Genomic DNA, 19,607 nt, shown 5'->3' on the forward strand with positions numbered 1-19,607 from the left:
TCCGCGTATTTCATTTTGTTTTATGTTTTTTTGTATTGTTTTGTAGCTTTGAAATGAGGTAAGGTTCGTGACGCTAAATTTTCGGCTTAACGAAAACTTAATGCGAAACGGTAATTCCACTAAATTCCAGCTAGCTCAAAATGGCTGTTTTTTTAGTATTGATATTTTCCGAATTTACTTTTTCGTTCGCACCAAATAAAATATTCTCCAAATAACGTTCCTGATAATAATTCTTTCGTTAACTGCTCTATATTTTGACTTTCAATTATCAATCCAATGCTTTTATCTGTGAATAATTTCTCTTCAACTTCTCTTAAAAAATTAAAAGCAGTTGAGTCTAATGTACTTAGAATTAGTTTATCTAATTGTTGAATTTGTTTACTCGACAGGCTGTTTAAGAAGTCAAACCGCTCGTCGTTAAGCTTTTGAGATTCTGGGTCATAATTGGGGTTTCTCGGCTTTTGGTAATATTCTTCAATACTTATCGATCGAGAAAAGTCTTTTTGATTTAAGTAAAACTCGTAGTTTTCATCTCGCAATTTCTGTATAAGAATTTCTGCAAATTTTTCAAGTTTTGTCATATTAAATTGGTTCTTCCCAACCACCATCTTGTGGGTCATATTTTAAAAATTCTCCTGTGTCTGTAAACTCTGATGCTGTCATATTAATTTCAAATATTCCATCTTCTCCCGAAGCTACTAAATACAAACATGTCTCTGTAAGTAATGCTCTAATTGTTTTGATGCTTTTAAAACCAAAGGAAGTTTCAGTTAAATTCTTTGTCTCTTCAATATAACCATATCTTATAAGTCTGTCAAAGAGTTGTTGTCGTTGCTCTTTCGAAAACTTAAGTAAATTTTCTTCAATCTCAAAAAAATCGTCTTTTTCGTAAGTGTCAAACTCTTCTTTAGTTTCTTTTCTGCATAATTGTATTTCGTAACTCATTGTTTGTTCAGTGTTTCGTTAAAATAGCCTAGAACGTCCTGCTTGTAGGCGATGGTCGGGCTAAATAAAGCAATTATTTTCGGATTATCACAAATTTCCCAAATACGAAACCATTTTTCCATTAAGCCTAATTCCCTACTATTGCTTACTAGCTGTTATGCCTTGTTATTTTCTACGTTTTCTAATTTCAGCGGTATAATTTTCTAATATAGTTAAATCAGCAAGAAATTCAGCAGAATCAGGCATTTCTTCAATTAAAGTTCCTGCAGTATCGTGTCCTGTGAAATAAGTTGAACATTTACTCATATTTGTGTCAACTAGGTTGTAATCCTCATTCGTTAAATCTACAACTTTTGATAAACGTTGAGTTTGTATTGCTCTGCCAAATCTTTGAATTACTCCATTTAAGAATACTTCTTCAACAAAACGCTCCCAAGTTTCTCGAAGTTTGCCATATAAATATTTTGCTCGTTCTTTATAAACTTCTTCGGTTTCAGTTCGTTCAATTTTTTCTAATTGTTGATATTCATTTTTTAGCAATCCCATACGCTTTCCAACAGGTAAAGCATCCCAAGGTGGATTGCTTGCAATTAGTCCTGTTTCTTGTTTCTTTCTTGTAAGACTCTTTATGTCTAAATTACAATTCAGATTTTCAGAATGCTCCTGAATCATTAGTAAAAAAGTGATGTCGTGAGTGAAAACTATAACTTGTCGTTCTAAAGCTTCTTCTGCAATTCTTTTTGATATTTTATTTCTCCATTTATGGTCTAGAGAAGAAACTGGATCGTCAAAAATTATAGCACTCTTATGCTCTGAAGTGGATAATTCAGACAAGAACGTTGCTAATGAAATGCATCTATGTTCTCCTTCACTTAAAATGTCTTTTAATACAATTCCATTTGCATTTTGTTCATCAAGTCTTAAATAATGGTATTGTTTTCCTCTTTGTCCTTTAGTCTCGGTTTCTATTTTAATATTTTTAAAACCTAGTTTTGAAAGTTCGGTTTTGAAGTTTTGTTTAAGATTTTGACTGATATATTTTGTTGCTAACTCATTACTATGTGTCGTAATTGTTCGAGTAGTACATTTACTGATGCACTGATTAAGTAGTTTTATTTTTTTCTGACGATAAATTTCGCGAGCTAATTTGGGTTTAAAATCGAAAATCTTTTTTTCTCCTTTTAATTGATTTAATTCTTTATTGAGCGGTTTTAAATCTTCTTCAATTGATAGAACTTTTAATTTTTCATTTGTTTCTTTTAAGCTTTTAATTAATTCTTGAATTAATGTTTTAGGAGTATTTTCAATTTCAATTGAGTCAATTAATGCAACTATTTTTTTTCTTTCAAAAAGAGCTGTTAAATTATCCCTTTGATTTGTAAGCAATTCTAAATATTGTATTTGACTTTGTGAATAATTATCAATTATTTCATCAAGTTCAACTGTTGTAGGTTTTTGTTCCTCAAAAGAGAAATCTATTTTATTTAGATTTTCATTTGCTAATTCAAATTTATCAAATGCTTCATCATAAGTTTTTTGAATGTCATTTTTTACAAAACTTTCAAAAGACACAAATCTGTTTTTTGCATCTTCATCTAAATCTTGTAGACAAAGTGGGCAATTGCTGTCTTCATTTACTTCTGGAAAATTTTCTGTTACGGTACTTATATTGTAGAATTTTCGAGCACTTTCCCAAAGTAATTTCCAAGAACTATTACCAACACCTTCAATTGGTAATTCAGAGAATGCTTTTTCAGAAGATTCTTTTAGAGCTTCGCTTGTTGTTACAAGATTGTTTAATGTTAGTTTTAAATCTATTAAAATTGCACCTGTTAAGTTATTTTCAAGCGCTTGAAATTTGTTTTGTAAAATTTCGAAACGCTTTATTTTTTCTTCATTTTCTTTTAAACTTTTCTTTGGGTCTGTTGCTTTTAATTTATCAATTTCTATAATTAATTCTTCAATTCTAGAACTTTTAGTTGAATTCCAAATTGATTCGGCTCTTAATTCGTCAAGTGTTGAATTTGAATTTAAGTTTTCGAGAAATGTTTTTGCAGTTGAACAATCAGAGACTTCCAAAAGTGTATGGTCGAATTTCTGTAAAGCAGGACTCAATAAGTCTGCATTTAGATCGTTTTCAACCCTTTTTATATCTATTGCTAATTTTTCTACAATAGATAAACCTAGAGGAATGAAAGCAATTTCATCTTCTCCTTCAATGTAATGATTTGCACTAAATGTATCAAAAACATCAATGCTTTTTAAAACAGAGTTGTTTACTTGTTCATTTACGAGATATACTGTATTGAAATTTGTCCCATCCCTTGTGTACTCTATATCTGCCTTTTTATCTTTTCCAAAGCAAGTTGGGTCATATAAGTTAACATTTATTTTTGGTTTATGACCTCTTGTATTGCAAGCGTGTTTTAAAATACTCACATAACTTGATTTTCCTGAGCCATTATCTCCATAAACAATTGTTAGACCTATTGGCGCAAATTGTAATTCACTAGCTTTTGAGAGCGCGTTTACATTATCTACATTGGAAATTTTAGAAAGTATCACATTATCACTGCTAGTGGAGTTATTTGCAAAATTTCTTAAATCGTCAAAATCAACTTCATCAAAAGTAAATTCAGATAATCCATAATCTACTTTACAAATTTCTTTGAGTTCTGTAATGTCATTTTCAGTAAGTTCATTATTTCTAATTAAGCGGTCAATTGCTACTTGCCAAAAAACTGGCTTGTTTTCCGCCCAATCAATTATATCGTTTAGTATTGGCATCGTTCGCTAGGTTATTGAATTCTCATCGGTTTTTTATAATAAGGCATAACGTTCCCTTGCTAAAAGCGGTTTGGGATTAAAAAAGCACTATTTTCGGATTTGCCTAAACATCCTAAATACAAACCATTTTGCCCATCAAGCCAAATGCCCAAATCTCTTATGAGCAAGTGTTGGCAGCTGCCTTTTTTAGTCAAAATTTAATAATGGTAAAGAATGATTGATATTTGTTCCTTCATAGGAAATTATATGAGCATATTTTGGGTCAATATTTTCATTTTTGATTGAATTAGCAAACTCTTTTAAATATTCAAATTGAGGATTTGTTTTAATTAAGCTGAGCAATTGATTTCCAGATGCACTAAACACATTTACAGGAATTAGAACTGTTGGAGTGTTTGCTTTTATTTTTACTAAAATGATGATGTTACCAGAAGTAAAAACTCTTTGAGATTCATTTGGCATTTGCTGTAATTGAAAATTAATAAAATCACCTGTTTGAATTAATCCAATTTCAATTAATCTCGCTATTTCATTGTAACTGACGTTAAATTTTTCACTTAAAAGTTCTTCATCCTTTCCTTTATAAATAAAATTAGTTCCGCTTGAATTAATTGAAAAGTTTGCAACTCTTATAAATAAATCAGCTTCTTCTTTTGATAAATTACGAATCAATTCCAATGTTCTCAAAGAATACGATTTTGGTTGTTTTATTTCACCTGCTAATATTCTTCCCCAAATTGCTTGCATTTCCACATTCGAAATATCCTCTGCAATTCGGAAAAACCTTGTTGTCCAATCTTTATCTAAAGGTTCTTCAGTTACAGTTTCTTCATTTCTTAATTCTTCTGCTGCAAAAGTTGTTACATTTTCGATATTAAGTTGCTTTTTTGCTTCTTGGAAACTTAGTCTGTCTTGTGTCCTTTCTTTAAGTGAGGGAGTAAGCAAAATTGTTTGTTGTGTTTCGATAAGTAGTTCCTTCGGAGAACTTATTGCTATTTTTTCATCCTTATACTCAATACCACCAGTAATTTGAAAATTCTCCTTTACAGCTGTCGCAATAATTTTCATTTCCTTAGCACGTGCTTCAGCAAGTTTTTCGATTTCATATGCTTTAGTATCTACATCCTTTCTATCGAAGAATGGTTTTGATATTTTACCAACTGAATTTGAAACAATATCAATTAGTTTATCAATTGGTAATACTTTTCCAATTCCTAAAATGTCATTTACGTTCATTATCTATTTTTTTAACGGTATCTGTCGTCATAAGGTTGCTGCCAACTTGTATATAGGCGAACCAAACCTTTGCATATGCTAACCCAAAAACGGCTTGCTTTGCGAAAATTTATTTCGCTTTATATTTTCTCAAATATATTAAATTTTTCTTACAATTTTTATTGAAAAGAATAAACGTCTTTTTTATTTCGGTTTGCGTGAGGGAGGGAAGCGGCATCCTTTTTTTCTTTCTTTAAGAAAATAAAGATACAGCGTACTGCCCGACCCAAAGCAGCGAGGAGGAACGACAAAGCTGCTGCAGGGTCACGCCCAAAGTAACAATCTCACGCTGCACCACTCACTCTTCACCATTCATTTTATTATCACTTTCCCCATCCTTTTTATGGAATTTCTAAAAAAAGTATATCTTTAGCCAACTAAAACCAAAACCCCAAAACCAAAACCCCAAAAAAATGGAAGACCAAAAACCAGACGATTTTAAAAGAGAATTAGGATTACTTGACGGAACCATGCTTGTGGTGGGTTCTATGATAGGTTCCGGAATATTTATTGTTAGCTCGGATATGGTTCGGCAATTGGGTTCGGCCGGCTGGTTGCTTGCTATGTGGGTGCTTACGGGCACCATTACGGTGATTGCCGCCGTGAGTTATGGCGAGTTGAGCGCGATGTTTCCTAAAGCGGGTGGGCAATATGTATACATCAAGGAAGCGTACGGGAAATTGATAGGTTTCTTGTACGGTTGGAGCTTTTTTGCCGTAATACAAACCGGCACTATTGCTGCTGTTGGCGTGGCTTTTGCTAAATTTGCCGCCTACTTGTATGCGCCTTTAAGCGACAAAAATATTTTATATGAGATAGGAGATTTTAAACTCAATGCGGCGCAAATTGTTTCTATTTTCACTATTATATTACTGAGTTACATCAACAGTCGTGGGGTGAAAAACTCGAAGATTTTACAAACGGTGCTCACGGTTATCAAAATTTTATCGTTGGCTGGTTTGATTATTTTTGGTTTTATGGCTGCCAAAGCGGAAGTTTGGGACGCGAACTGGACCAATGCTTGGACGTCACAAACACTGAACGTAGAAACGGGTTCGTGGTTGCCTATTAGCGGAACGGCTTTGATATCTGGAATTTCGGCAGCCTTAGTAGGTTCGATGTTCTCTAGTGTGGCTTGGGAAGGGGTGACTTTTATCGCTGGCGAAATTAAAAATCCAAAACGCAACGTGGGATTGAGTTTGTTCTTAGGAACCTTAATTGTGAGTGTGATTTATATTTTGGCTAATATCATGTACTTGGCAGTTGTGCCTTTATATGAGATTGCTACAGCCGAATCGGATCGAGTGGCTGTGGTGGCTTCGCAAAGTATTTTCGGCTCTGTGGGAACATTAATTATTGCAGTGATGATTATGATTTCGACTTTTGCCTGCAACAACGGACTGATTATGGCGGGAGCCAGAGTGTATTATACGATGGCGCAAGACGGAGTTTTCTTCAAGAAAGCCGCTGAATTGAATAAAGCCAGTGTTCCAGCGTGGTCTATCTGGGCGCAGTGTATCTGGGCTTCGGCTTTGTGTCTGACTGGGAAATATGGTGATTTGCTAGACTTTGTGGTGATCATTGTTTTGATTTTTTATATCCTTACTATTTTAGGGATTTTTATCCTTCGTAAAAAAATGCCAAACGTTGAAAGACCGTATAAAGCATTTGGATATCCATTTTTACCTGCACTTTACCTAATTATTGCTTCGGCGATTTGTATTGCGTTATTGTACACTAAAACAAGTACGAGCGGCTGGGGTGTGGTGATTATGCTCATTGGGATTCCAGTGTATTATTTGACGAAAGCGAAGGAGAAATTTTTTTAATTATTAATGATGAATTATGAATTTGCGTGTGTTAAATCGAATTTTCTAATGTGACTTTTTTAGAATTCAATGAATATTCGCTTAATCCGCGTCATCTGCGTACCAATTTAATACAATAATGACAGTAACACAGATAAAAAACCCACTAAAATCCGTGTCATCTGCGTACCAATTTGATAGAGCAATAACAGTAACACAGATAATAAATCCGCTAAAATCCGCGTCATTTGCGTGCCATTAAATACAAAAATGACAGTAACACAGATAACGAATCCGCTAAAATCCGCGTCATCTGCGTTCCAATTCAATACAATAATGACAGTAACACAAATAACGAATCCGCTAAAATCCGCGTCATCTGCGTGCCATTAAGTACAACAATGAATAGTAACGCTTAAAAAAAATCCGTTTAATACGCATTATAATCGTTCCAATTCAGTACAACAAAAACAAATTAGCACATAAAAAAAATCCGTCTCGTTATCATCACGGGACGGATTTTCTATTAAATTCAGGTTGGTTTGTGGTTGTTTTGAATCTAAATAAATTAATTGACTAAAAACTAATATCTAAAAAAATACAACTACAAGCTACAACCTGTAAACAGTATGCTAGTAGTACGTAAAACGTCTTACTTTGGCAATATACTTAGCCAATCTAATTACTTGGTGGCTGTACCCATATTCGTTATCGTACCAAATGTATAAGACTATGTTTTTTCCATCTTTAGAAACGATAGTCGCATTACTGTCGTAAATGGCAGGTTGCGAAGTACCAACGATGTCTGAGGATACCAATTCGTTATTTAAGGAATACTTAATTTGCTCTACTAATTCGCCTTCCAAAGCGTATTTTTTCATGATAGCATTGATTTCCTGAACCGAAGTTGTTTTTGAGACTTCTAAATTCAAAACAACCAAAGAACCATTTGGTACAGGTACGCGAATCGCATTTGAGGTCAGTTTTCCCTCTAACGACGGTAATGCTTTTGCAACAGCACTTCCAGCGCCTGTTTCGGTAATTACCATATTTAGTGCTGCAGCTCTTCCGCGACGGTATTTTTTGTGCATGTTGTCCACAAGATTTTGGTCGTTCGTATATGCATGGATGGTCTCCAAATGTCCTTTGACAACGCCTAAAGTGTCTTCAACAACTTTCAAGATTGGCGTGATAGCATTTGTAGTGCAGGATGCCGCTGAAAAAATATCGATTTCATCAGGGTTATATTCGTTTTGGTTTACGCCATGTACAATATTTGGAACTCCTTTTCCGGGAGCGGTAAGCAGTACTTTATCAGCTCCTTTTGAAACCAAATGACGGCTCAGCGCTTCGTGTGTAGTAAATGCACCCGTATTGTCAATCACCAAGGCATTATGAATATCAAAGAGAGTATAATCAATTTCTTCAGGTCCGTTTGCCGTGATAATATGAACCGTTGTTCCATTAATAATTAAGGCATTATTTTCAGGATCAGCAGTTACTGAACCTCCAAAATCACCATGAATAGAATCGTAACGCAATAAGGAAGCTCTTTTTTCAAGAGAAACCGCATCGTTTTTGTCACGAGTTACAATGGCACGTAAGCGCAATTGGCTCCCTTTTCCTGTTTTAGACATTAATTCTCTGGCTAACAAACGACCAATACGTCCAAAACCATACAATACAACATCTTTCGGTTGAATTTCCTCAGAGTCTTTTGCGTTTTTTAGTTTGTCAATAACAAAATATTTGGCATCTGGATATTTATCCTCTTCCAAACCATATTCATAGGTCAGTTTTCCAATATCTAATTTAGCGGGAAGCAAGTTCAATTCTAAAATGGCTTTTGCAATCTTAACAGAATCAAATACTGAAATCGGTTTACCCACAAATTCAGCTGCATATTCGTGTAAGTTGATGATGTCACTTACATTTCTGTCTAGCATTTGATTGCGAAATAACACCATTTCAATTGATTTATCATACCATAAATCGCTGATGATTTTTATGAGTTTTGCTCCTGCGCGTCGCCTGTCAGCTTGTAAAGAAACTTCTTTTTCGTATAAAGTTGTAGTTGCCATTTTGAAAATTTAAGGAAAATAAAGAGTTGTATTTTTTTTAAAATTTGCGCAAAAGTACCCATTTCAATCGATTTCGTAGCGTGTTTTATGAATTATTTACGAAATAAAAAAGCCACCTTTTTTTTTCAAGATGGCTTTCCTAGAAGAAAAAGAGAGTATCCTTTAAAGAATAACGCGCATAATTTCTCCATTTTTATTAATCATTTCTATTCGGATCGATTGGGTTTCCTCTTTTTTACTTAAAAGTTTAGAGACCGTTTCCACATCGGTCGCTTTTACATTGTCAATGCTTAAGATAATATTGCCAATCAGTTCGTCTTCGTATTGTTTTAAGTTTTGGCTAGTGATGCCTTTAATGCGCACACCATAATCGATTTTGAATTTCTTTTTGTCAGCAGCCTCAATATTCTCTAATTCGATGCCTTTGAATTCTGCATTAAAAAATTCATTTTTACTTAAAGTCACCGGAATTACTTTAGTTTTTCCGTCTCGGTTATAAGTTACTTGTACTTTATCGTTTGGACGTTTGGTGTTGATGTATCCCGATAAATCCGCAAAAGAGCTGATGTTTTGTCCGTCTATTTTTACAATAACATCGCCTTTTGCTAAGCCAGCTTTGTCAGCGCCTGAATTTCTGGTCACTTTATTGATGTAAAATCCTTGAGTCAAACTCAGTCCGTACTCTTTAGATGAGATATTGTTCAATTCGCCGCCTTCAACGCCTAGTATACCACGTTGTACATTCCCAAATTCCATTAAATCTTCAATTATTTTTCGAGTAATGTTCGAAGGAACCGCAAAAGAGTATCCTACGTAAGAACCCGTCATCGATGAAATCATAGTATTGATTCCTATTAGTTCACCGCGTGTGTTAACTAACGCTCCACCACTGTTACCAGGATTAACTGCAGCATCAGTTTGTATGAAAGATTGAATGCCGCTAGTGTCTAAATTTCTTGCTTTCGCCGAAACGATTCCCGCTGTTACCGTAGAAGTCAAGTTGTAGGGATTACCAACGGCTAGAACCCATTCGCCTACTTTTACCAAATCAGAGTTGGCAAATGCGGTGTACGGTAATTTGTCATCAGCATCAATTTTTAATAAAGCAATATCCATTTTAGAATCGGTTCCAATAAGTTTTGCTTTGTACGATTTTTTATTGTTCAGTGTAATTTCAATTTCTGATGCATCTTTAATAACGTGATTGTTGGTTACAATATAGCCGTCTTCTGAGATGATTACTCCAGAACCCGTTCCCACTTGTTCCTGAGATTGACCGCCTCTATACCCATAAAAATATTCTAATATGGGATTGCTTACCGTAGTTCGGGAAACATTTTTTACGTGAACAACGGAATGAATTGTTTTTTCGGCAGCCTCAGTAAAGTCAAGAACATCAGTTGATAAGCCCACTCTTTTTCCATATGAATTGGATGCCATTGTTACTAATCCGCTTTTTTCATTAGAAAAATAACCATTAGTATCAAATAATAACTTGTATGAACCTAGTGTTACTACTCCGCTCAACAGTGAAACAAAAAAAAGTGTTGAAATTTTTTTCATAATTAAATTCGTTTATTAAGATATTTATCCTCAAAAATAAAAATAAAAAAGCATGGCAAAATACAGTTTAACGCACTTTAACAATGATTAACATTTCATTAATAGTTGTACTTTTGTGAGACACAATTCAAATTAAAATGCACATAGAGTTTTATAAATATCAAGGAACTGGAAATGATTTTGTAATGATTGACAATCGTTCTAATTTTTTCCCAAAACAAAATACCCAACTCATTGCACACTTATGCGACAGGCGTTTTGGGATTGGTGGCGATGGACTTATTCTATTGGAAAACGACACGATTGCCTCAAATCTCGAAACTGCCACCGATTTTAAAATGGTCTATTACAACTCAGATGGAAACCAAAGCTCGATGTGTGGTAACGGCGGACGGTGTTTGGTGGCTTTCGCCAAAAAGCTACAGCTAATCAAGAACAAAACTACTTTCATAGCAACAGATGGTTTGCATCACGCAACAATTGGAACAGATGGTTTAGTTGCTTTACAAATGATTGATGTAAATGAGGTAAAAGTCAGTTCTGATCACGTTTTCTTGAATACAGGTTCGCCACATCATGTGCAACTGGTTGATGATTTAGAAAATTATAATATTAAGGAAAACGGAGCCGCTATCAGATACGGTGATTTGTATGGTAAATCTGGAAGCAATGTCAATTTTGTAAAACAAATTGACGAAAATACTTTTTCGTTGCGCACCTATGAACGCGGTGTTGAAGATGAAACACTCTCTTGCGGTACAGGCGCTACAGCAGTTGCAATTGCGATGAATGTTTTAGGAAAAACAGATGCTTCTTCCATTGATTTGAATGTTGAAGGCGGGAAATTAGTAGTTTCGTTCGAAAAAAAAGAAGGACAATTTTCCAAAGTCTTTCTTAAAGGACCAGCTGAATTTATATTCAAAGGAACGATTGAGATTTAATTTCGAAACTTGTATTAAAATCAAACTTGGTGTGTCACTGTGATGTCTCTGTGTAACTTTGTGAAATAATTAAATGAAAACATTAAAAGGCGACAACATTTATATTCGTGCATTAGAACCCAATGATTTGGAGTTTGTCTATGCTATCGAAAACGATCAAAGCATTTGGGAAGTGAGTAATACGCATACGCCCTACAGTCGGTTTTTAGTCAAACAATATTTAGAAAATGCCCAGCAAGACATCTATGAAGCCAAACAGTTGCGATTGGCTATTTGTCAAGACCAAGATTTTCCAGCCTTAGGTTTAATCGATTTATTTGATTTTGATCCAAAGAATAATAGGGCAGGAGTTGGTATCGTAATTCAAAATAAAGACAACCGAAGTCAAAATATTGGTTCTGAAGCATTACAATTATTAATCGAATATGCTTTTTATAATCTTAATTTGCACCAATTGTATGCAAATATTGGTACCGAAAATGCAGCAAGTACAGCACTTTTTACTAAATTTGGATTTGAAAGAATAGGCGTAAAGAAAGATTGGACCCTCGTAAACGGCGTATATAAAGACGAAGCTATTTTTCAATTGATCAATACTAATTTTTAAAATTGAAACTTTGAATCGGTATCGTTTCAAAATCAAATAAATAGAAAGCACATTAGGGACATGTTTCCTCGTAAAAAAATACCACTTATGAATATTAAAAAAATAATTAGCATAGTCTCCGTTGTTGTAATAGCAGTATTAATGATTTATGGTTTGATACTTTTGAGACAAATTTTTTCTGCAAACACCAAATTTTCGGATGATGAGGTATACGTTTACGTTCCTACAGATGCAAAATACGAGGATGTAAAAAAAATTATGACACCTTATGTAGAGAACATGGATCGATTTGAAATGGTCGCCAACAAACGAGGCTATACTGATAATGTGATTCCGGGTCGTTTTTTATTGACAAAGGGAATGAATAGTTACGCTCTGGTTAAAACGTTGCGACTTAATTCACCCGTAAAACTGGCGTTTAATAATCAAGAGCGCGTAGAAAATTTAGCAGGACGTGTAGGCTCTCAAATTGAAGCCGATAGTGTATCATTGTTGAATTCGTTCAAAGATTCTATTTTTTTAAAAGAAAACGGGTTCAATGAAGAGAATGTTTTGGCGCTCTTTATTCCGAATACATATGAGATCTATTGGAACATCACCGCTGAAAAGTTCCGTGATAAAATGATCAAAGAATACCGAAACTTCTGGAATAAAGAGCGAATTGCAAAGGCAAAAGCACAAGGTCTAACTCCAGTTGAAGCAACAATCTTAGCCTCAATTGTTCACAAAGAATCTGTTAAAAAAGACGAAAGACCAAGAATTGCCGGAGTGTATTTGAACCGATTGAGATTAGAAATGCCCTTGCAAGCAGATCCTACGGTGATATTTGCCATGAAAAAGAAATCGAATGATTTTAATCAAGTCATCAAAAGAGTTTTTTATAAGGATTTAATAATGCCGCATCCATACAATACGTATATGAATATAGGCTTACCTCCAGGACCTATTGCAATGCCCGATATTACAGCGTTAGAAGCGGTTCTAGATCCTGAAAAAAATGATTTTATTTATTTCTGCGCAAGTGTAGAGCGTTTTGGATACCATGAGTTTGCTGCTACATTGCCAGAACACAATGTAAATGCAAAAAAATATTCAGATTGGATCAATAGTCAAGGCGTAAAAAGATAGTTTTGAGAACTACTTTTGGCTATATAATTTTATTTCTAGTCGTTTTTCAAATTGGCTTTAGCCAAAGTAAACCATCTCATTTTTTCAAACCTTCTGATTCGTTGAATCTAAAAAGGCAAAATACGGTTGTTATTACCGAATCAATTTTGGCCACGGGAACTTTAATTGGCTTGAATGAGGTTTGGTATGCGAATTATCCCAAATCTGATTTTCACTTTATAAATGACAATTCTGAATGGCTCCAAATGGACAAAGCCGGTCATCTATTTTCCTCCTATCATTTGGGACGATTCGGAGCTGAGATGCTGCAATGGAGTGGCGCTTCTAAAAAAAATCAGGTGCTTTATGGAGCGGGATTGGGCTTTGCTTTTTTAACAGCTGTTGAGGTAATGGACGGCTATTCCGCTGAATGGGGTGCTTCTTCTGGGGACATAATCGCCAATGCTGCTGGAACAGCTTTGTATGTTTCACAAGAATTGATTTGGCAGGAACAGCGCATTACGCCCAAATTTTCATTTCATACTACAAAATATGCCAGTTTTAGACCTTCAGTTTTAGGAAGTTCCTTTTCAGAGCAAATTCTTAAAGATTATAATGGACAAACGTATTGGCTTTCCATTAATTTAAATTCGTTTGCAAAAGACGCAAAAATACCAAAATGGCTCAATGTAGCCCTAGGTTATGGGGCTGAAGGAATGATAACTGGAAATAAAGAAGATGTACTTCCAAATACAGCATATAATCCCAAAAGATTCAGGCAATTGTATCTAAGTTTGGATGTTGATTTGAAAAAAATAAAAACAAATTCACATTTTTTAAAGACCGTTTTCTCTATTTTAAATACTGTGAAGATTCCTGCGCCTACAATCGAATTTGTGCACTTTAACGATATTAAATACCACTTCATCTATTTTTAGATAAGTTTAACTGCTTGATTATCAGTATAATTTTTTTTGTTGTATATTTGCACATAGAAATTTCTTAACGGGACAGCGTTTTGAAGAAAAACAATTTATGATAAAGAAGTGGTATTTTTACACTAGTCTAACTGTAATTACAGTTTTTTTGAGCTCCGGTTTTAGACCGTTTAACTTAGAAACCAGCCCTTGGTTTCTTATCAATGAAGAAGAAGGAACACACTACTTATTTCCTTCTGAAAAACAAGAAGATTACATCAATTCGAACATCCCTTTTACCGGAAACTTTTTCGTAGGTTTCAGAGAAGCAATTGGTTATAGAGAATCTGAAAGTAAATACAGAAAAATTAATTCTTTGGGTTATTTAGGTAAATATCAATTTGGTATTGAAACATTAAAGTCAGTTGGAGTGCGAAGCAGTTCCTCTTTTTTGAATAGTCCTGAATTGCAAGAAAGAGCCTTTATTGCTCTATTAGCAAAAAATAAATGGGAACTGAAAAAGGAAATTGAAAAATATGAGGGAACAATTCTGAACGGAATTCATGTAACAGAGTCAGGGATTTTAGCTGCGGCTCATTTAGGTGGTGCTGGATCCGTGAAAAAGTATTTTAAAAACAAGGGCAAACGTTATTTTAGAGATGCATACGGAACTTCAATAAGAACCTATATGAAGTTATTTGGTGGTTACGACACGTCTTTTATTATTGCAGATAGTAATGCAACTGTAAGAAGCATTCAGATTTAAGAATAAGATACAATATGAAAAAGGCTGTGAAGTTTACTTTTCACAGCTTTTTTATTTTAGAACAATTGATAAAAAATGGGATAGTTATAAGGAATTTTGATTGTACTAATGAACGATCAAAAAACAAAAAAGCATTACTCTTTCGACTAATGCTTTAGATAGATTTGACATTCAATGTGTTTTATTCGAAACTTCCCATTAATATTTCTAAAATTTTAATAGCAGCTTCACTAATTTTTGTTCCGGGTCCAAATACAGCAACCGCACCAGCATCAAATAAAAATTGGTAATCTTGTGCGGGAATTACCCCGCCAACTACCACCATTATATCTTCTCTACCGTACTTTTTAAGTTCTTCAATAACTTGTGGGACCAAAGTTTTGTGTCCTGCAGCAAGAGAGGAAACGCCTAGAATATGCACGTCGTTTTCTACAGCTTGTTTAGCTGCTTCTGCTGGTGTTTGAAAAAGTGGACCAATGTCTACATCAAAACCTACATCGGCATAACCGGTAGCCACTACTTTTGCCCCACGATCGTGTCCGTCTTGTCCCATTTTTGCAATCATGATTCGGGGACGACGGCCTTCCTTAACAGCAAAGGCATCTGCTAGTTTTTTTGCTTCTTCAAAACTTTTGTCGTCTTTTATTTCTTTACTATACACGCCGCTAAAAGATTTAATTTGTGCTTTGTATCTTCCAAAAACTGCTTCCAGTGCATCACTAATTTCGCCTAAAGTAGTTCTGTTTCGAGCAGCTTCAACCGCAATTTCCAGTAAATTACCTTCTCCTGTTTGTGCACAAAGTGTTAATTTTTTTAGTGAATTTTGAACTTTTTCGGTATCTCGAGTTGCTTTGATTCGGTCTAATTGTTCCAATTGTTGCTTGCGAACCATTTGGTTATCCACATCCAAAATCTGTAACGGATCTTCTTTTTCTAACCGATATTGATTCACACCTACTATAATATCCTGCCCGCTGTCAATGCGCGCTTGTTTTCTGGCCGCCGCTTCCTCAATTCTGAGTTTCGGAATTCCAGATTCAATGGCCTTGGTCATCCCGCCAAGTTCTTCTACTTCTTCAATAAGTTTCCAAGCATTTTCAGTGATTTCATTCGTCAAGCTTTCGACATAATAACTACCAGCCCAAGGATCTACGGTTTTAGTTATTTTAGTTTCTTCTTGTAAATAGAGTTGTGTGTTTCTAGCAATTCTAGCTGAGAAATCCGTTGGTAAAGCGATGGCTTCATCTAAGGCATTGGTATGTAAAGATTGTGTTCCTCCAAAAGCGGCTGCCGCTGCTTCAATACAGGTTCGAGCTACATTATTAAAAGGATCTTGCTCCGTTAAACTCCAACCCGAAGTTTGGCAATGAGTTCGTAAGGCTAATGATTTATCGTCTTTTGGTTCGAATTGTTTTACTAGTTTAGCCCATATCATTCTACCAGCACGCATTTTGGCAATTTCCATGAAGTGATTCATCCCAATCGCCCAAAAAAAGGATAATCTTGGGGCAAACTCATCTATTTTCATACCAGTTGCTAATCCTGTTCGAATGTATTCCAATCCATCAGCTAGCGTGTACGCTAATTCAATATCAGCTGTCGCTCCCGCTTCTTGCATGTGGTATCCAGAAATCGAAATAGAATTGAACTTGGGCATGTTTTTACTCGTGTATTCAAATATATCAGCGATGATTTTCATAGAAGGAGTTGGCGGATAAATATAGGTGTTGCGCACCATAAACTCTTTCAAAATGTCGTTTTGTATGGTTCCCGATAGTAATTCGGGTTTTACGCCTTGTTCTTCAGCGGCGACAATGTAAAAAGCCATAATAGGTAAAACGGCACCATTCATCGTCATGGAAACGGACATTTCATCTAGCGGAATTTGGTCGAACAACACTTTCATGTCTTCAACAGTGTCGATCGCAACTCCTGCTTTTCCAACATCTCCCACCACACGCTCGTGATCCGAATCATAACCTCGATGTGTTGGTAAATCAAAAGCGATAGAAAGTCCTTTTTGACCAGCAGCCAAGTTTCGTCTGTAAAAAGCATTACTTTCTTCTGCAGTAGAAAATCCTGCATATTGACGCACAGTCCAAGGTCGGCGCACGTACATCGTTGCATAAGGCCCGCGTAAATTGGGTGCGAAACCTGCTCCAAAATCAAGATGCTTGATGTTCTCAATATCTTGTTCTGAGTACGTTTGTTTTAGTTCGATTCCTTCTGCGGTTAGAAAAGCATCAGCTGGTTCATGTTCATGCTCCACTTTCAACAGTGTACTTTCTAATTTTATATGTTGTAAATCTTTTCTTTTCATTTGTTTAGTACAAAGATTATATTTTTGAAATTTTAATTCCTTTCAATCCATATTTCAGTAGTTCGTGAAGTATGAAAAATAGCTTTGATGACAATTGTGTTCTCGTAGCTGTTGAAATGAATTAAGTATGGAAAATTTTCAATTAAAGCCACTCTGGTGTTGTCATATCTTATTTGAAAAAGAAGCGGATTTGACTTAATTATTTTTAAACTTTCCTTGAAAGAATTGGAAAACGTATCACCCAATTTAGGTTGAATGCTTTTGTACCAGTCCAAAGCTGTTATGAAATCAAGTTTCGCTTCCTCAACAATTACAATTTTATAACTTACCATCAATAGCTTTTAGAAAATCATCAATATCTTGCGCTGAAGAAGGATTCTTAAGATATTTCTCAGTTCTTTCTCTAACTTGGTCTATTTGCCATTGAGGGATTTCTACATTATTCGACTTTGGAAGAATAATCACTTCAACTTCATCAGCAGTAAAATCATCTGGCAGTGTTATACTTATTTTGTGGTTTTTCACCTTAACGATTTGTCTGATGGCTTCCATTATTTTATGTTTTAGTAAAGTAAATATACTCTTTTCCAGTGGTGTTAAATTAAATAACAGAGTTAAGCTGATTATTCAAGGTTCAATCGCTCTTGTTCTATTTTTTCGGCCAGACGTTTTTCGATTATTGGTGTAATCAAGGTTTTTCTTGGTTTCACTTTTACAAAAGGAAACAATTCTAAATCATGTTTCATTTTATCCTGTTTGTTAGGATGTTTGTTTGTGCCTAATAGAATTTCTTTCCCAGAATCAAATAATTCTTGACTTGCATCAGCACTTTCCTGAATTTTCCTTTTGATTATTCCATCGTTAAGTTGTTTCAAGAAACCACCATTTGCCTCGATATCTTTGAATAACGTTAATGCTTTCTCAGCTAATTGATTCGTAAGCGTCTCAATGTAATAACTGCCGTCAGCTGGATTATTAACCTTGTCAAAATAACTTTCATTTTTGAGAATCAACAATTGATTTCTGGCTATTCGGTCACCAAATTCATTGTCTTTGTGGTACAACGCATCATAAGGTAAATTGGCAATAGCATCTGCACCGCCAATGATAGCACTCATACATTCGGTAGTGGTGCGTAACATGTTTACGTTATAATCGTATATTGTTTTGTTTCGTTTTGTAGGCGAAACGATGATGTTGCAGTCTATATTGTGGTTGTATTCCTTTGCGATTGTTGTAAAAAGTAATCGCAAAGCTCGTAGTTTTGCTATTTCAAAAAAGTAATTGGTCCCAACGGCCACTTCAAAAACAATAGGTTTATTGATCTGCTCAACTCTATTAAAATACTCATTCGCGTGACTTAAACTATAAGCAATTTGCTGCACTATAGTTGCTCCTGCATTCTGGTACAAGGCACTATTAATACTCAATAAAGATACCGTAGAAATGGTTTGAGTAAGTATATTTAAGGTGTCAAAATTACTTTTTTCTGAGGTTGTGAACCAGTTTCCTTCTTTGGCTAATTGCCCAATAGGATCTAGATTACAGAAAATAGTGGTGTTATTTTTCTTGGCAAATGCATCTATTTTTTTAACGAAATCGATTGAAATAAATCCCAGATTAAAATAAACGGTAACTTTTTCTAAGGGTAATTTTTCTAATAGATAGGTCACCTCAATCGATTCATTTTCTATTGTAAAACGAAGGCTGTCAGCACCGCGACTCAAGGAATCTTGTGCTCGTTCTATTGATTTTTCAATATCAAAAACAAATATATTTTGACAAATACTGAACTCAGTTGCTTTTGTAGCAATAGGAAAAGATTTGGCCAGCTCATCTTTATGATAAAAAGGCTTTACTTGAATGTCCTCTGGAGAATTCCAAACTACCGTTTCATTATAATCCGCTCCTTTAAGTTCAAATTGGATTTTTTGTTTCCATTGTTTGGAGGAAATGGGATTGAAATCATCGAAAAGGTTTGTAGCCATTTTGTTTGTTATTTTCCTCACCCCAGCCCTCGCAAAAGGATTGGGAGCCGAAACTTGGTGTTATGTTTTTAATAATTACTATAAATTTCACATTTCATTCCCTTAGCGAGGGGTTTGAGATGGAATTTTATTTTTTTTCAATCGTGTCGCCTTCAAATTCGATGATATAGATGTCTTCACTATCTTTTTTCATATAATATTTCTCTCGGGCGTATTTTTCTATCTGTTCGGGATTCTTTAATTGTTTGATGTTCTTTTGGTCTTTTTTTATTTCTTCCTTGTAATAATTTGCGTTGTCCTCTAATTCGTTGATTTGTTTGTCTAAAACTCGGTGACCGAAGTACGAATAATTGTCTAGAAAAAGCATCCAAGTGACAAAAAACAACAAAACCCAGACATATTTATTGCTTAGAAATTTAAACCAAGGTTTGTCTTTGTATGGATTTGTCATTTTTATTTTTTTTAGCCCCGATTACAGTGGAAATCCTTTTAGTAGGTGATA

Annotated in this window: 17 protein-coding genes; 6 read left to right on the top strand and 11 right to left on the bottom strand. The window is 34.8% G+C overall.

Going from position 1 to position 19,607, the window contains the following annotated elements:
• Positions 1-152 precede the first annotated feature (152 nt).
• The 4 genes from ACNQGO_RS10920 to ACNQGO_RS10935 all read right to left on the bottom strand — a co-directional run bounded on the left by ACNQGO_RS10920 (position 153) and on the right by ACNQGO_RS10935 (position 4,968).
• Entirely contained in the window at positions 153-581 is a 429-nt protein-coding gene (locus ACNQGO_RS10920; RefSeq protein ID WP_417947745.1) for a hypothetical protein, read from the bottom strand.
• A 1-nt stretch (position 582) separates the two neighbouring features.
• Positions 583-945 carry a hypothetical protein gene (locus ACNQGO_RS10925; protein ID WP_417947747.1) on the bottom strand — a complete coding sequence of 121 codons (363 nt, stop codon included), beginning with the start codon at positions 943-945 and terminating at the stop codon, positions 583-585.
• Between the two features lie 165 nt (positions 946-1,110).
• Complete coding sequence (locus ACNQGO_RS10930; protein WP_417985271.1) at positions 1,111-3,732, bottom strand: AAA family ATPase; 2,622 nt, start codon at positions 3,730-3,732, stop codon at positions 1,111-1,113.
• A gap of 186 nt (positions 3,733-3,918) precedes the next feature.
• On the bottom strand, positions 3,919-4,968 hold the full coding sequence (locus ACNQGO_RS10935; protein ID WP_417947718.1) for a DUF2806 domain-containing protein: 1,050 nt from the start codon (positions 4,966-4,968) through the stop codon (positions 3,919-3,921).
• 452 nt (positions 4,969-5,420) lie between these two features.
• Here ACNQGO_RS10935 and ACNQGO_RS10940 point away from each other — a divergent pair, with 452 nt between their 5' ends.
• Positions 5,421-6,836 (top strand): APC family permease, encoded by a 1,416-nt coding sequence (locus ACNQGO_RS10940; RefSeq protein ID WP_417985272.1) that lies wholly within the window; start codon positions 5,421-5,423, stop codon positions 6,834-6,836.
• A gap of 611 nt (positions 6,837-7,447) precedes the next feature.
• Here ACNQGO_RS10940 and ACNQGO_RS10945 read toward each other — a convergent pair.
• Together ACNQGO_RS10945 and ACNQGO_RS10950 are read right to left on the bottom strand one after the other, a co-directional pair.
• A complete protein-coding gene (locus tag ACNQGO_RS10945) occupies positions 7,448-8,896 on the bottom strand; it encodes a glyceraldehyde-3-phosphate dehydrogenase (protein ID WP_417985273.1) in 1,449 nt (482 codons plus the stop codon).
• Positions 8,897-9,058: 162 nt separating this feature from the next.
• On the bottom strand, positions 9,059-10,459 hold the full coding sequence (locus tag ACNQGO_RS10950; RefSeq protein ID WP_417985274.1) for a S1C family serine protease: 1,401 nt from the start codon (positions 10,457-10,459) through the stop codon (positions 9,059-9,061).
• A gap of 137 nt (positions 10,460-10,596) precedes the next feature.
• On the opposite strand from ACNQGO_RS10950, the gene dapF reads away from it, so the two are divergent.
• From dapF to ACNQGO_RS10975, 5 genes are all read left to right on the top strand, one after another.
• Entirely contained in the window at positions 10,597-11,400 is an 804-nt protein-coding gene (gene dapF / locus ACNQGO_RS10955) for a diaminopimelate epimerase (RefSeq protein ID WP_417985275.1), read from the top strand.
• Between the two features lie 73 nt (positions 11,401-11,473).
• The gene (locus ACNQGO_RS10960; RefSeq protein WP_417945238.1) at positions 11,474-12,007 is read left to right on the top strand and encodes a GNAT family N-acetyltransferase; all 534 of its coding nucleotides are present in this window, start codon (positions 11,474-11,476) and stop codon (positions 12,005-12,007) included.
• An 87-nt stretch (positions 12,008-12,094) separates the two neighbouring features.
• Complete coding sequence (gene mltG / locus ACNQGO_RS10965) at positions 12,095-13,135, top strand: endolytic transglycosylase MltG (protein ID WP_417976751.1); 1,041 nt, start codon at positions 12,095-12,097, stop codon at positions 13,133-13,135.
• The gene (locus ACNQGO_RS10970) at positions 13,132-14,052 is read left to right on the top strand and encodes a DUF2279 domain-containing protein (RefSeq protein WP_417985297.1); all 921 of its coding nucleotides are present in this window, start codon (positions 13,132-13,134) and stop codon (positions 14,050-14,052) included. Before mltG ends, ACNQGO_RS10970 begins: the two co-directional genes overlap by 4 nt.
• Before the next feature lie 97 nt (positions 14,053-14,149).
• Positions 14,150-14,797 carry a peptidoglycan-binding protein LysM gene (locus ACNQGO_RS10975; protein WP_417945232.1) on the top strand — a complete coding sequence of 216 codons (648 nt, stop codon included), beginning with the start codon at positions 14,150-14,152 and terminating at the stop codon, positions 14,795-14,797.
• A 181-nt stretch (positions 14,798-14,978) separates the two neighbouring features.
• On the opposite strand, the gene scpA is transcribed toward ACNQGO_RS10975, so the two are convergent.
• The 5 genes from scpA to ACNQGO_RS11000 all read right to left on the bottom strand — a co-directional run bounded on the left by scpA (position 14,979) and on the right by ACNQGO_RS11000 (position 19,556).
• Positions 14,979-17,117, bottom strand: coding sequence for a methylmalonyl-CoA mutase (gene scpA / locus ACNQGO_RS10980; RefSeq protein ID WP_309756402.1), 2,139 nt, complete (start codon positions 17,115-17,117; stop codon positions 14,979-14,981).
• Between the two features lie 32 nt (positions 17,118-17,149).
• Positions 17,150-17,449, bottom strand: coding sequence for a type II toxin-antitoxin system RelE/ParE family toxin (locus ACNQGO_RS10985; RefSeq protein ID WP_417969334.1), 300 nt, complete (start codon positions 17,447-17,449; stop codon positions 17,150-17,152).
• The gene (locus ACNQGO_RS10990; RefSeq protein WP_417945227.1) at positions 17,436-17,669 is read right to left on the bottom strand and encodes a hypothetical protein; all 234 of its coding nucleotides are present in this window, start codon (positions 17,667-17,669) and stop codon (positions 17,436-17,438) included. Before ACNQGO_RS10990 ends, ACNQGO_RS10985 begins: the two co-directional genes overlap by 14 nt.
• 71 nt (positions 17,670-17,740) lie before the next feature.
• Positions 17,741-19,105, bottom strand: a complete 1,365-nt coding sequence (locus ACNQGO_RS10995) for a methylmalonyl-CoA mutase subunit beta (RefSeq protein WP_417945226.1) — start codon at positions 19,103-19,105, stop codon at positions 17,741-17,743.
• Between the two features lie 127 nt (positions 19,106-19,232).
• Entirely contained in the window at positions 19,233-19,556 is a 324-nt protein-coding gene (locus tag ACNQGO_RS11000) for an FtsB family cell division protein (RefSeq protein ID WP_417969332.1), read from the bottom strand.
• Between the last annotated feature and the right edge of the window lie 51 nt (positions 19,557-19,607).

The organism is Flavobacterium frigidum (genome assembly GCF_048286735.1).
GTDB lineage: Bacteria > Bacteroidota > Bacteroidia > Flavobacteriales > Flavobacteriaceae > Flavobacterium.